12 protein-coding genes are annotated in these 13004 nt (G+C 68.6%); 2 read left to right on the plus strand and 10 right to left on the minus strand.

Features of this window, described 5'->3' with window-relative positions; all coding sequences use genetic code 11:
* Positions 1–46 precede the first annotated feature (46 nt).
* Both glnH and GD429_RS33690 read right to left on the minus strand, forming a co-directional pair.
* On the minus strand, positions 47–799 hold the full coding sequence (gene glnH / locus GD429_RS33685) for a glutamine ABC transporter substrate-binding protein GlnH (RefSeq protein WP_152863678.1): 753 nt from the start codon (positions 797–799) through the stop codon (positions 47–49).
* 647 nt (positions 800–1446) lie between these two features.
* Positions 1447–4986, minus strand: coding sequence for an ATP-binding cassette domain-containing protein (locus GD429_RS33690; RefSeq protein WP_152863680.1), 3540 nt, complete (start codon positions 4984–4986; stop codon positions 1447–1449).
* A gap of 119 nt (positions 4987–5105) precedes the next feature.
* Here GD429_RS33690 and GD429_RS33695 point away from each other — a divergent pair, with 119 nt between their 5' ends.
* Positions 5106–6053, plus strand: coding sequence for a LysR family transcriptional regulator (locus GD429_RS33695; RefSeq protein WP_152863682.1), 948 nt, complete (start codon positions 5106–5108; stop codon positions 6051–6053).
* A gap of 30 nt (positions 6054–6083) precedes the next feature.
* Here the strand turns inward: GD429_RS33695 and GD429_RS33700 are convergent, their stop codons facing one another.
* Positions 6084–6455 carry an MAPEG family protein gene (locus tag GD429_RS33700; protein ID WP_105392154.1) on the minus strand — a complete coding sequence of 124 codons (372 nt, stop codon included), beginning with the start codon at positions 6453–6455 and terminating at the stop codon, positions 6084–6086.
* Positions 6456–6758: 303 nt separating this feature from the next.
* On the opposite strand from GD429_RS33700, the gene alr reads away from it, so the two are divergent.
* Positions 6759–7880 (plus strand): alanine racemase, encoded by a 1122-nt coding sequence (alr, locus tag GD429_RS33710; RefSeq protein WP_152863686.1) that lies wholly within the window; start codon positions 6759–6761, stop codon positions 7878–7880.
* A gap of 165 nt (positions 7881–8045) precedes the next feature.
* Here the strand turns inward: alr and GD429_RS33715 are convergent, their stop codons facing one another.
* The 7 genes from GD429_RS33715 to GD429_RS41700 form a co-directional block, all read right to left on the minus strand.
* Positions 8046–8840: an enoyl-CoA hydratase gene (locus GD429_RS33715; RefSeq protein WP_152863688.1), complete on the minus strand. Its 795-nt coding sequence runs from the start codon at positions 8838–8840 to the stop codon at positions 8046–8048.
* A gap of 159 nt (positions 8841–8999) precedes the next feature.
* A complete protein-coding gene (locus tag GD429_RS33720; protein ID WP_152863690.1) occupies positions 9000–9452 on the minus strand; it encodes a DUF3592 domain-containing protein in 453 nt (150 codons plus the stop codon).
* A gap of 10 nt (positions 9453–9462) precedes the next feature.
* Positions 9463–10047 (minus strand): hypothetical protein, encoded by a 585-nt coding sequence (locus GD429_RS33725; protein ID WP_152863692.1) that lies wholly within the window; start codon positions 10045–10047, stop codon positions 9463–9465.
* Positions 10048–10304: 257 nt separating this feature from the next.
* Positions 10305–10670, minus strand: coding sequence for a response regulator (locus GD429_RS33730; RefSeq protein WP_006486240.1), 366 nt, complete (start codon positions 10668–10670; stop codon positions 10305–10307).
* 36 nt (positions 10671–10706) lie between these two features.
* Positions 10707–11666: a chemotaxis protein CheX gene (locus GD429_RS33735; protein ID WP_152863694.1), complete on the minus strand. Its 960-nt coding sequence runs from the start codon at positions 11664–11666 to the stop codon at positions 10707–10709.
* A gap of 22 nt (positions 11667–11688) precedes the next feature.
* Positions 11689–12261, minus strand: coding sequence for a hypothetical protein (locus GD429_RS33740; protein ID WP_321575077.1), 573 nt, complete (start codon positions 12259–12261; stop codon positions 11689–11691).
* Positions 12258–12986: a methyl-accepting chemotaxis protein gene (locus GD429_RS41700; protein ID WP_152863771.1), complete on the minus strand. Its 729-nt coding sequence runs from the start codon at positions 12984–12986 to the stop codon at positions 12258–12260. The genes GD429_RS33740 and GD429_RS41700 overlap by 4 nt, the downstream gene beginning before the upstream one ends.
* Positions 12987–13004: the final 18 nt, after the last annotated feature.

Raw genomic sequence — 13004 nt, forward strand, 5'->3', positions numbered from 1 at the left:
CAAGACCGGCGCGGCCACACGGCCGCGCGCTGTTGCGGCGTCACGCTCACATCTTCGGCGGCTCGGCGCCGAACCACTTCTTGTAGATCTGCGCGTAACGACCATCGGCCTTGATCTTCACGAGCGACGCGTTGACCTGCGGCACGAGCGGGCTGCCCTTCGGGAAACCGATCCCGTACTTGTCGCCGCTGACCGGCTGGCCCGCGACCTTCACCTTGCCCTTGCCTTCGTTGTTCACGAAGAACAGCACGTTCGGCGTGTCGTGCATCGCCGCGTCGACACGGCCGGCTTCAAGCGCGAGGTAGGCCTGGTCGATGTTCGGGAACTGGCGGATCTCCTTCGGCTTCAGGTGCGCCTTGATCCAGTCGATCGTCGCGGTGCCCGTCTTCGCGGCGATCACCTTGCCGTTCAGGTCGTCGATCGACTTGATCGTCGTGTTGCCGGTCTGCACCATCGCCGCGAGGCCGCTGTCGTAGTACGGCGCGGAGAAGTCGATCGCCTTCTTGCGCTCCTCCTTGATCGTCATCCCCGACAGCGCGACATCGATGTTCTGCGTCTGCAGCGCCGGGATCAGGCCCGCGAAATCCATCGGCTGGATCGTGTATTTCCAGCCCTGGTCCTTCGCGATCTCGGCCCACAGGTCGAGATCGAAGCCGACGTACTTGTCGCCCTGCTTGAACTCGAACGGCATGAACGACGTATCGGTGCCGACGACGAGCGTCTTGGTATCCGCGTGAGCGAGGCTTGCGCCGAGCGCGGCAACGACCGCGACGGCTTTCAGGAAGGAACGGCGACTCATGGTTTCTCTCCGCATGATTGAGCGATGTAGCCGGCCAGCCGGCCGGCGGGAACGACGACATCAAGCAGCACCGCAACATGCGATGTCGAATTAGACATTAGTGCAACATGTGTTGTCAACGGCGATACTACGACAACAAAAAAGTGCGCAACGGGGAATTTCATCGAGACAAACCCGGGCCGCGCGGGCCGGATAGATCGGAGGAATGGGGAGATGGCCGGGCGGAGCGCACGGGCCGGGTCGCGCCGCGCGGGCGGATGGCGGAACGTGGAGAGAGGGATGGCCCGTGCCTGGTGCGGGCCGGCAGGCTTGCCGCCCCGAGCAACAAGTGCGGCGAGATGACGACAGAGCTACCGCGAGCGCGTTCGCCACGGCCCGCCCGCTCGTTCGTTCGTTCGTTCGTTCGTTCGTGCGTTCGTGCGTTCGTGCGTTCGTGCGTTCGTGCGTTCGTGCGTTCGTGCGTTCGTGCGTTCGTGCGTTCGTGCGTTCGTGCGTTCGTGCGTTCGTGCGGCGTGTCAGCAGCGATTCAACGCGGCGGCATGCCGGGGCGGCCGTGCCCGCGAAGCCGGCAACCGCCGGCGCGGCTCAACGAACGTTGCGAGATTCGCATGGAAACGCCGTCCGGCGGCACACCGATACAGCATCGATCACGCCGCCACCCCGCTCGCCTGATGCGACACGAGCCGTGCATACGCGCCCTGCCGCGCCAACAGTTCCGCATGACGCCCGGCCTCGATGACGCGGCCCTGCTCGATCACGAGGATCGTGTCGGCATTGCGCACGGTCGACAGCCGGTGCGCAATGATGATCGACGTCCGCTGCGTCATCAGGTCTTCCAGCGCCGTGCGGATCTGCTGCTCGCTGATCGTGTCCAGGTGGGACGTCGCCTCGTCGAGGATCAGCACCGGCGCATCCTTCAGGAACGCGCGCGCGATCGCGACGCGCTGGCGCTGGCCGCCCGACAGCTGCACGCCGCGCTCGCCGACGCGTGTCGCGAGCCCGTCCGGCAGCCGCGCGACGAAATCGCCGAGCGCCGCATGATCGATCGCACGCTGCACGTCCGCGTCGGACGCATCGCTCGCGGCGAGCCGGATGTTTGCTTCGAGCGTGTCGTTGAACAGGTAGGTATCCTGCGCAACCAGCGCGATGTGCTGCCGCAGGTCGTCGAGCCGCAAGTCGCGCAGGTCGATGCCGCCGAGCGTCACGCGGCCCTGCTGCGGATCCCAGAAGCGCAGCAGCAGGCTTGCGACGGTCGACTTGCCGGCGCCCGACGCGCCGACCAGCGCGACCGTGCTGCCGGGCGGCACCTCGAAGCTCACGCGGTCGATCGCGGGCACGCCGCGGCCCGGATACGTGAAGCAGGTTTCCTCGAAACGCACCGCCGGATTGCCGGGCATCGGCCGCGTGCCGTCCGTCACGGTCACGGGCTCCTTCTCGAGCGCACGCAACCGTCGCGTCGACGCGATCGTGTCGGCTAGCTGGCGCGCGACCTGGCCGATTTCGGCAACCGGCATGAACGCGGCCACCGCAACCAGCACCAGCAGCGGCAACGACTCGCGCGGAAACCATCCGCGCGCGCACAGCAGCGCACCGAGCGCGGCAACGGCCAGCCCGCCGAGCCCGCTCGCGATTTCCAGCGCGGCGCTTTGCGTCGACAGATCATCGAGCAGCTTCGCGCGCTGCTTCCGGTACGCATCGACCTCGGCCACGAATGCTTCGCGCCGGCGCGCGATCGCCTGGAACGCGGTCAGCTCCGCGAGCCCCTGGATCGTTTCGGTCAGGTGCGCGCCGAGCTGGCCGAGCGCTTCGCGCGCACCGGTGCCGAGCCGGTCGACGTCGCGGCGGGCCAGCACGGGCGCCAGCCCCGCCCACAGCAGGAACGGCAGCAGCACGAGCGCGAGCGGCCACGCGACCGACGCGAGCAGCACCAGCACGCCGGCCGGCACGAGCACCGCGACGAACGCGGGCGCCAGCGTATGCGCATAGAAATACTCGACCGTCTCCACGTCCTGCGTCGCGAGCGCGACGAGATCGCCGGAGCGGCGGCGCAACAGCCCGGCCGGCGCGAGGCGTTCGAGCGTCGCGAACAGCGCGATGCGCATTTCCGCAAGCAGCCGGTATGCCATGTCGTGCGCGAGCCACGATTCGAGCCAGTGCAGCACGGCCGCCACCGGCGCGATCACGAGCAGCGCCGCGACGAGCGACGTGCTCGCGTAACCGGCCGACACGGCGCCGACCACCAGCGCGCCGATCACGCCGACGCCGATGAACGCGAGCACGCGGCCGATCCCGAACAGCACGGTCAGCGCGACCTTGCCCTTCCACGGCCGCACGAAGCGCAGCAGCGTCCGCAACGTTTCCGGCCAGCCGATCGTCGCCGCGTCGTCGTTCAGCGGCCTTACCTGCGGGCCCGACGACGCACGCGCGGTGGCGACGGCTGTCGTCGTCGCGCCGATCGATTCGGCAACCGCTTCGAGTTGCGGCCCCATCAGCCGGCGATACGGGCCGTCGCGCGCGATCAGCGCCGCGTGCGTCCCCTCGTCGACCACCTGCCCCTGGTCGAGCACCAGGATGCGGTCGGCGCCGATCACGCTGGACAGCCGGTGCGCGAGCACGAGCGTCGTCCGTCCGCGCGTGAGCCGGTCGAGCGCCTGCTGGATCAGCGCTTCGTTTTCCGCGTCGACCGACGACAGCGCCTCGTCGAGCAGCAGGATCGGCGCATCGCGCAGCAGCGCGCGCGCAATCGCGATGCGCTGGCGCTGGCCGCCGGACAGCATGAGCCCGCGTTCGCCGATGCGCGTCGCGTAACCGTCGGGCAGCGCCGAGATGAAATCGTGCGCGTTGGCGGCGCGAGCGGCCGCGATCATGTCCGCATCGCTCGCGTCGGGGCGGCCGAGCCGCAGGTTGTCGGCGACGCTGCCGTCGAACAGCGTCGCATCCTGCGCGACGACCGCGATCATCTCGCGCACCTGGCCGGCGTCGAGCGCGCGCACGTCGTGGCCGCCGATGCGGATCGCGCCGCCCTGCGCATCGTGCTGCCGCAGCAGCAGGCGCACGATGGTCGACTTGCCCGCGCCGCTCGGGCCGACGATCGCCACCGTCTCGCCTGCGCGAACCGAGAAGCTCAGCGCCGCATGCGCATCCGCGCGACGCCCCGGATACGCGAAGCTGACGCGGTCGAACACGATCTCCGGCCGCAGGCCCGTCACGCGCGGCGCGTCGGCGGCCGGCGCATGGCTGCCCGCGTCGAGCAGCGCGTGGATCGCATTCGCCGCCGACTGGCCGATCATCCCCTGGTGCAGCACCGCGCGCAGGTCGCGCAGCGGCCGGAATATCTCGCTGCCGGCCATCAGCACGATCAGCAGCGCCTCGAGGCTCATGTCGCCGTGCCGCACGCGCCACGCGCCGACCGCGATCGCCGCGGCCGCGCCGAGGCCGGTGCCGAGATCGGTGAAGAGCCGCGTCAGCAGGCCGAGCGCGAGCACCCAGAACGTGCTGTCGGATAACGCGCGCGCCTTCGCGGCCAGCTTCGCGCCGAACGCGGTGCTCTGCCCGAACGCCTTCAGCGTCGGCAGGCCCTGCACCGCATCGAGAAACTCCTCGCCGAACGCCTTGAAGGCGGCCGAGCGTGCGAGCGCCGCGCGCCGGTCGGCGCGATGCACGAGCTGCGGCAGCGCGAGCGTGACGAGCGCCGCGACCAGCAGGATCGCGGCCGTCGGCACGTCCCACCACGCGAGCACCGCGAAGATCATCACCGGCGCGCACGCGGCGATCACGAGCTGCGGCAGGTAGACGCCGAAGAAGGTCTGCAGTTGCTCGACGCCGTCGACGACGGCCAGCATCACGCCGCCCGTGCGTTCGCCGCTGAACCATGCGGGCCCGAGTGCGGCGATCCGGTCGAACAGCCGCGCGCGCAACGTGGCTTGCACGCGGCCCGCCGTGTGCTGCGCGAGCACCGTGCGGCGATGGTCGAGCCACGCGCGCAGCAGCACGCAGGCCGCCGTTGCAACGACGGCTTCGGCGATGCTACGCACCGGCGCGCCGGAAAAGACCAGCGCCAGCACGCGGCCGAGAAACACGAAACGGAGGATGCCGACACTCATCGCGAGCAGCCCGAGCGCGACGGCCGCGGCCACCCGCCAGCGTAGTCCCGCCATCATTGCCCATAGTCGTCGGTCGAAATACATGAAGCCCTCCAGTCGGTGTTTGGTGCGGTTTTTCTTGACCGGATCGAGGCTACCCGCGCGGCCCGCGCGCGGCAAAAGATGATTTTTCAACGGGTGTTGAGTCAACTACAATACCCCGCATGTCGCACCTTCCTCCCCTCAGCGCACTGCGTGCTTTCGAGGCGGCTGTCCGCCTCGGCGGGTTCGCGCGCGCGGCGGCCGAGTTGAACGTATCGACCAGCGCGGTCAGCCATCAGATCCGCGCGCTCGAGGAATCGCTCGGCGCGCGGCTGCTCGAACGCAGCACGGGGCTCGGCGGCATCGGCCTCACGCCGGCCGGCGCACGCCTGCTGCCGGCCGTCAGCGACGCGCTGTCGCGCCTGACCGACGCCTGCGCCGAGATTCGCGGCACCGCGCAACGGCTCACCGTTTCCGCCAACGCGCCGTTTTCGTCGATGTGGCTCGCGCGCCGTCTCGCGGAATTCTCGTCGCTTCATCCCGAAACGCCGCTGCATGCCGTCGTGCTCGAAGATGAACCCGATTTCGCGCGCAGCGGCATCGATCTGGCGATCGTGCACGTGCCCGCGCACCGGCTGCGGGCCGACGACGACGTGCTGATGCGGGAGACCGTGTTTCCGGTATGCAGCCCCGAGCTGTATCCGTACGCGTCGGGGTATGTGTGCCGCTCGCGGCTGCTGCAGGAGATGCACGAAAACAGCCCCGAGATCGACTGGCGCAACTGGGCGTCGGAGTTCGGCTTGCCGGACGATTTCGAAACGAAGATCGTCCGCTACAGCAGCTTCAGCCAGGTGATCGGCGCGGCGGTCGGCGGCGCGGGCATCGCGCTCGGCCGCATGCCGCTCATCGAGCCCGAACTGCGCAGCGGGCGCCTGGTGCCGCTGGTGCCGGGCCTTCAGCGCGATGCGTCATGGCGCTTCGTGCTGCGCCGCCATCCTTCGACGCGGCACCGGCTGCTCGATCCGTTGATCGCGTTCCTGCGCCGCGAAGCGGATGCGCCGCCGTTCGTCGCCAAGATCGTTGCGCCCGCATCCAACGACAGTCATGCGCGGGGCGCGGGCGGCGCATAACACCGCCGGCACCGCCTGCTCACCGGCCGCTCACGGCGTGGCGAAGAACAGCGCGACGACGCACGCCATCCCGCCGAACCACACGAGCGAACGCAGCGACGCCCAGTTCAGCAGGTACATCAGCGTATAGACAACGCGGATCGCGACGAAACCCATCGCGAGCTGGTCGACGTGGTGCGCATTCGCGCCGTTGTGCCACGCGACCACCAGCGCGGCCGTGAACAGCGCAAGCGCTTCCCACGCGTTCTGGTGCGCGGCCTGCGCCCGTGCGCGCCAGCCTTCGAGTTTCGCCAGGTAGTCGCGCGGCGTACGGTTGTCGTAGCCCTTGCGCGCCTTGGCCAGGAACGTCAGCGGGAACGGCAACAGCGCCACGATGAACAGGCACAGCTGGGACGTCGTCATCAAAGTCTCCTCCTTTATGATTACATTATTCAATGACAAGATCGCCGAGAGCTTAGCATTGCGCCGCGCCGTTCGCGCACCGGTTTTCTAGACGGGAGACTCGGCTGCACGTGCCGCCGACGGCTGCGGCGAGCGTGGGTCCGCCACCAAAAATTCCACCAAATCATCGACAAATACGTTAATTAAAACTGGTCGAACACCAATAAGATAGCGCTCATCACTGGCTTGGTGCGTTACCGCGCCAGCCTTGCCGATCCGGGCGCGCCGCCGCGCGCCGAACGACATCCGACCCGAGCCATCGCCATGCCCCGTCCCATCGTCGCCCATATCCGCCCCGACGCCATCCGTCACAACCTCGACTTCATCCGCCGCACCGCCGCGTTATCGCGCGTGTGGGCCGTGATCAAGGCCAACGCATACGGCCACGGCATCGAGCGGATCTACCCGGGCCTCGCGGCCGCCGACGGTATCGGTCTGCTCGATCTCGACGAAGCCGTGCGCGTGCGCGAACTCGGCTGGGACAAGCCCGTGCTGCTGCTCGAAGGGATCTTCGTGCCGGCCGACGTCGAGCTGGCCGATCGCCACCGGCTGACGGTGGCCGTGCACTGCGACGAGCAGCTCGACCTGCTGATCGCGGCGAAGCCGCAGCAGCCGATCGACATCCAGCTCAAGATGAATTCCGGGATGAACCGGCTCGGCTACCGGCCCGCCGCGTTCCGCGCTGCGTGGGAGCGCGCGGCGAGCGCACCGTCGATCGGCAGGATCACGCTGATGATGCATTTCGCGAACGCCGACGAAGGCGAGGTGGACTGGCAGCTCGATCAGTTCGACGCGACCACGGCCGGGATTCCGGGCGAGCGCTCGGTGTCGAATTCGGCGGCCGTGCTGTGGCATCCGCGCGCGCACCGCGACTGGGTGCGGCCCGGCACGATCCTGTACGGCGCGTCGCCGACCGGTGCGGCGCGGCATATCGCCGACACGCCGCTGATGGCCGCGATGACGCTGACGAGCAAGATCATCGGCGTGCAGACGCTGTCGCCGGAAGAAACCGTCGGCTACGGCCGCCGCTTCACGGCCGACCGGCCGATGCGGATCGGCGTCGTCGCGTGCGGCTACGCGGACGGCTATCCGCGCCACGCGCCGACCGGCACGCCGATCGCGGTGGACGGCGTGATGACGCGCATCGTCGGCCGCGTGTCGATGGACATGCTGACCGTCGACCTGACGCCGTGCCCGAACGCGGGCATCGGGTCGAGCGTCGAGCTGTGGGGCGACCAGGTGAAGGTGGATGATGTCGCGGAAGCCAGCGGCACGATCGGCTACGAGCTGATGTGCGCACTCGCGCGCCGCGTGCCGGTCGTGATCGTGCCGCCCGGCGCATCGACCGCGCAGCCGGCGCTGCGGACCGGGAGCTACGGGCGCTGATCGACGTCGATGCTGCGGCGCACTACCGCGCCGCCGCGCCTGCCGCTTCACTTGCGGGCCGCCTCGGCGGCCCGTTTGCGTTCCGGCCGACGGGAAACCCGAGCCGGAGAATACGCGTTTGTTACAGCCCTTCCGCTCCGCTCGACCTGCCTATCCGGCGGTGTACTACGAACGCCACGTCGGCTTCCGCTTCTCGAGGAACGCGTCGATCCCTTCGCCCGCATCCTCTTCCATCATGTTGCGGGCCATCACGTCGCCCGCATACGCATACGCTTCGTCGAGCGGCAACTCGCGCTGGCGGTAGAACATCTGCTTGCCGTACCGCACCGCGGCCGGGCTCTTCGCGACGATCTCAGCGACCTTGCGCGCGACGGCCGCATCGAGCGCGTCCTCGGGCACGGCCTCGTTGACGAGCCCCCACGCGGCGGCCGTCGCCGCATCGACGAAGCGCCCGGTCACGAGCATGTCGAACGCGCGCTTCGCCGTGATGTTGCGGCTCAGCGCGACGGCCGGCGTCGAACAGAACAGCCCGACGTTGATGCCCGACACCGCGAAACGCGCGGTATCCGCCGCGATCGCCAGATCGCACGCGGCGACGAGCTGGCAGCCGGCCGCCGTCGCGATGCCCTGCACGCGTGCGATCACCGGCACCGGCAACGCCCGCATCGCGAGCATCACTCGGCTGCACTGCGCGAACAGCGAGCGGTAGTAGTCGAGTTCCGGCTTGCCGCGCATCTGCCGCAGGTCGTGGCCCGCGCAGAACGCCTTGCCTTGCGCGGCCAGCACGACGCAGCGCACGTGCGGATCGGCCGCCAGCGCACCGAACGCGTCGTGCAGGCTCGCGAGCATCGCTTCGGACAACGCGTTGAACTGCTGCGGCCGGTTCAGCCGCAGCGTGACGACGCCGTCGCGCACGTCGCGCAACAGGATCGGCTCGGCAGTTTCTTGATCGGGTTCCATGATGTTTCGCTCGACGGGGTTCGGCGGGATTCGCGGCGGCACGAACGGGCAGCGATGACGCACGCGCGTTCGCGGCATGTCGATGAAATGGTCCTCCACATTCCGCGCGGCGTCCAGTCCAGTCGCGTGGCACCGGCGCCGGCGCCGGCGCTCAAGCGCTCAAGCGCGCGTGCGCCCGCTGCGCCATGCGCGCACGCCCGACCAAAGGTGCCCGATACCGGCCAGGAAAAAGACGGCACCCATGACACCAAAGGTCAGCACGTCGCCCCAGATCGCGCCGAACGTATTCATTCGCGCGGTCATCGCGGGCGCCTCCGGCGCGTAGCGCACCTCGACCGTCGCGCCGTCCTTCACGCTGACGTCGCCGCCCTGCGGGTATTCGACATGCTCGCCCGCAAGCGTCGTGAACGCGATCTCCGGATGATGCGGGCCCGCGTTCAGCCTCACGACGTGGCCCGGCACGACGACCGACGTCCGCAGGAACTCGCGCGTCGATTGCGCATACATGACGACGCCGATCAGCATGCACGTGCCCACCACGGCAAGGAAGACGCCCTTCACGATCAGCATCTCCATGTGCTGCGCGGCCGCACGCGCCGATTCGGGCGCCATTTCGCCAGCCCTACGGGCGTGACTGATGGAACGACACGTCGATCTTCGACGGTGTCTTGCAGCGGTACATCACGCCGTGCCCCGCTTCGTCGGTCACACCTTCGTACGGGCCGTTGCAGCCCGTGACCCTGTAAGCCGCGAACGGGATGCGCCGGCCGTCCGTCGGCCGGACCAGCACCGGAATACGTGCGGTCGGGCCGACGCCGATCATGCTGACGAGCACCATGCGCGAAGCATCGATCGGCGCGGCGGAGCGCACAAACGCCGTGCGCCCCTTCTCGTCGGTCGTGCCTTCGACTTCAAGTTCCTTGGTGTTCTGGGCCGCGCTCGTGTAAAGCGCAAATGCATAGCGCGTATTCGGCAGCGCCCGTTTCGTCGCGGGATCGTGCAGCACGAAATAGCAACCGTTGGCTCCCCCTCCGGCCGACACCTGCCCGTCGGCTTGCGCACGATTGCAGCTGTACGACGAACCGCTGTCGGCGGCGGCCTGCTGTCCGGCCTGCGGCCCGGTGCTTGCGCATCCGCCCATCAGCGCGGCCACCAGCGCCACGCATGCGCCGCGCGCGGGCGCTGCCCGATCGATTTCGATTTTCATTGGAATCCCGTTCCCGATTGTTACGGATGCCGGGCGTGATGCGCATGACGCGCACGCACGCCGCCCTCGGCATCCGGCAGGATACGGATATCGCCGTGCGCTGTAAATTGCGCGCGCTATTCGCCACCATCAAGCGCTGCCCGCCGCGCGTGATCGTCTGCCGCAGCCTGATGTGCGCGACGGCGCAGCAGCCGTGCAACCCGGGCCGCAGCGTTGAACGCGGTACCGGTATCGGACCCGCTCCAGCCCAATGCGCGTCAGCCCGCGAGCTTCTTCAGCGCATCGAGCACCGCGTCGCCCTTGAACGGCTTCACGATCCAGCCCTTCACGCCGGCCGCCTTGCCGCGCTCCTTCATCGCCGGGCTGCTTTCGGTCGTCAGCATCACGACGTTGACGGCAGTGTTCGCCAGTTCGCCGCGGATCTTCTCGACCATGGTCAGGCCGTCCATGTTCGGCATGTTCACGTCGCTGATCACGAGGCGCACGCCGGGCGTCGCCTTGAGCTTCGCGAGCCCGTCCTTGCCGTCGACGGCCGTCGCGACGTCGAGCCCGTGATTGCGCAGGAAGCCCGCGACCTCGTCGCGCACCGTACCCGAATCGTCGACCACCAGAATCTTTGCCATGTCGTATTCCCCTTCCTTTCTTTCGGACTTCAACATTCAAAACAGTTCGAGTTCACCCGATTCGACCATCGGCCCCACGTCCTGCACCGATTCGCGGAAATCCTCCGGCGACCAGCTCAGGCTGAACACGAAACGCTGGTCGAGACAGACGGAGCGCCCGGATGCCGGGTCGGTCATCCGGTACTTGAAGCAAAGCTGCGGACAGTCGCCGCCGAACGAGATGAACTTCTGCTTGTGATTGACGACGAGCGGCACCTGAACCGGATGGCGCGCCAGCGCCTCGGCGTCGCCGAGATAGCGGTTCTTGAACGCGCCCCAAACGAGATTGGTGAGCTCGCCGAGCACGCTGTTCACGTCGCGGAAATCCGGCGCACGGCCGCTGTCGCGCGTGCCGCCGATCATGTCGAGCAGCGGCTGCTCGCTCGTCTGCAGCAGCATGTAGCCGCGGCACCACGCGCTTTCGAGCGCGATCAGGCTGAACACCTCGCCGAAGATGATCTGGTCGCGGACGATGCACGGCGTTTCGTGCTCGATCGTCATACCCGGGAACAGGCTGTCGATGCGCGCCTCGGTAATCTCCGAGATGCCGCGCACGAGCGCGTTCGGGTAGTCGCGGCCGAACAGGTATTCGTCGATCGCGCGCTTGAGCGGCGTCATGTCGTCCGCGACGTAGGCCGCGCATGCCACCCGCGCGAGCGCGTCGGGCAGCCCATCGCGCGACGCGAGCGATTCGCGGCGCAGGATGATCGGCAGCTCGGGCCGCAGCGCATCGATCTGCGTCGCGATGATCGCGCTCTCGACCGGCGAGCCGCCGTAATCTTCGGCGAGCAGGATCGCGCCGAGATCGATGTTCGAGCGCAGCACCTTCAGCAATCGGCTGCGCCGCACGGTCAGGCCGACCAGGTTGTGCTCGTCGCAGAAACGCTTGATCGCATCGGCGTGCGTGCGGCTGTCGTCGAGCACGAGCACCTTGCTGACGGGTTGGTCTTCGGTCATCCCAAGGGTTCCTAATGGTCGATCAGAACAGTTCGAGCTCGCCGCCGGTATCCACCGCAGCCGTTTCCGGCACATGGAAATCGACCGGCGCGTTCGCGCATACGCACAGCGTCGCGCCGACCCGCACGTCGCCGTCGAGCGTCAGGTCGTACGCGGCCACGTAATCGGGTGCGAGCGCGGGCAGGCAGTCGATGCTCGCACCGCTCAGCAGGGAAGGCGTCGACATTCCCAGATCGGGAAACGGCGCGGTCAGCGCCTGGTTGATCGCGCCGCAGCACAGGTTCGCGACTTCCATGAACGCTTCGGGCAGCGGCCGCTGCCCGTTCGTGCCCGCCGTCGCGCCGGCGAAATGGCCGCGCGTCGCATCGTCGTCGCTGAAGCGCAGCGCGAGCAGCAGGCGGAAATGCAGCGCCGATATCGTCAGAACCACGACGTACTCGGGCACCTTCGGTTTCGATCGCGAAGTCGCGCGCGCAGGATCGTGCGCATCGCCGGCCGACGGCCGGATGTCGCACGCGCCGCCGGACGCGAGCCGCGTGCGCGCCGCATCGAGGAAGATTCGCTCGAAGCCGGCTTTTGCCTGAGCGCTGATCACGCCGCCTCTCCGTCGATCCGCGCGTGCAGTTGCCCGGCCAGCGTCTCGACCGTCGCGAGCGCGGCCGTGATCATCTTGCCGCCGGCCTGGATGTCCTGGAACGTCGCGGCCGTCACGAGATCGTTGCGGTTCAGGCTGTCGCGATAGCTGTTCGACAGTTGCTGCGAGCGTGCGGCCAGCCCGCGCACCTCGCTCGCGACGATCGAGAAGCCGCGCCCGGCCGTGCCCGCACGCGCCGCCTCGATCGATGCGTTCAGCGACACGATCGACACGTGCGCGACGATCGCCGACAGCTCCTGGTTCTTCGCGCGCATGTCCTGGTTCTGCGTGGTCAGCGAGATCATCTGCTCGTGCCAGCGCTCGAACGTGCCGGCGAGCCCGCGCAGGCGCGCGGCTTCGTCGGCGATCTTCATCGCATGCTGCGCGAGCGCGGCGCGGTCCGCCGACAGCGCCTGCAGCGCGTCGCGCTGCGTGCCGGCCGCGGACGCCTCGCGCGCCAGCGCATCCTCGAGCTGCGCCTCGCGTTGCGCCGATGCGTCGGCGGCTTCGGCATGTGACGACGCCGCTTCCGCCGCCCTCGCGGCGACCGCGTCGAGCGCGCCGCGCAACGCGTTCACGTCACGCTCCATCGCCGCGACGAGCCGCTTGCGCATCACGCGAAACACGACCGCCGCCGCCACCGCGACGACGAAGCCGCCCGCCAGCGCGGCGGCAATCTGGATCATCCACGCCTGCACGATCAC

Origin of the sequence: Burkholderia sp. BE17 (assembly GCF_009362305.1) — a bacterium.
GTDB classification, from domain to species: Bacteria; Pseudomonadota; Gammaproteobacteria; order Burkholderiales; family Burkholderiaceae; genus Burkholderia; species Burkholderia pyrrocinia_C.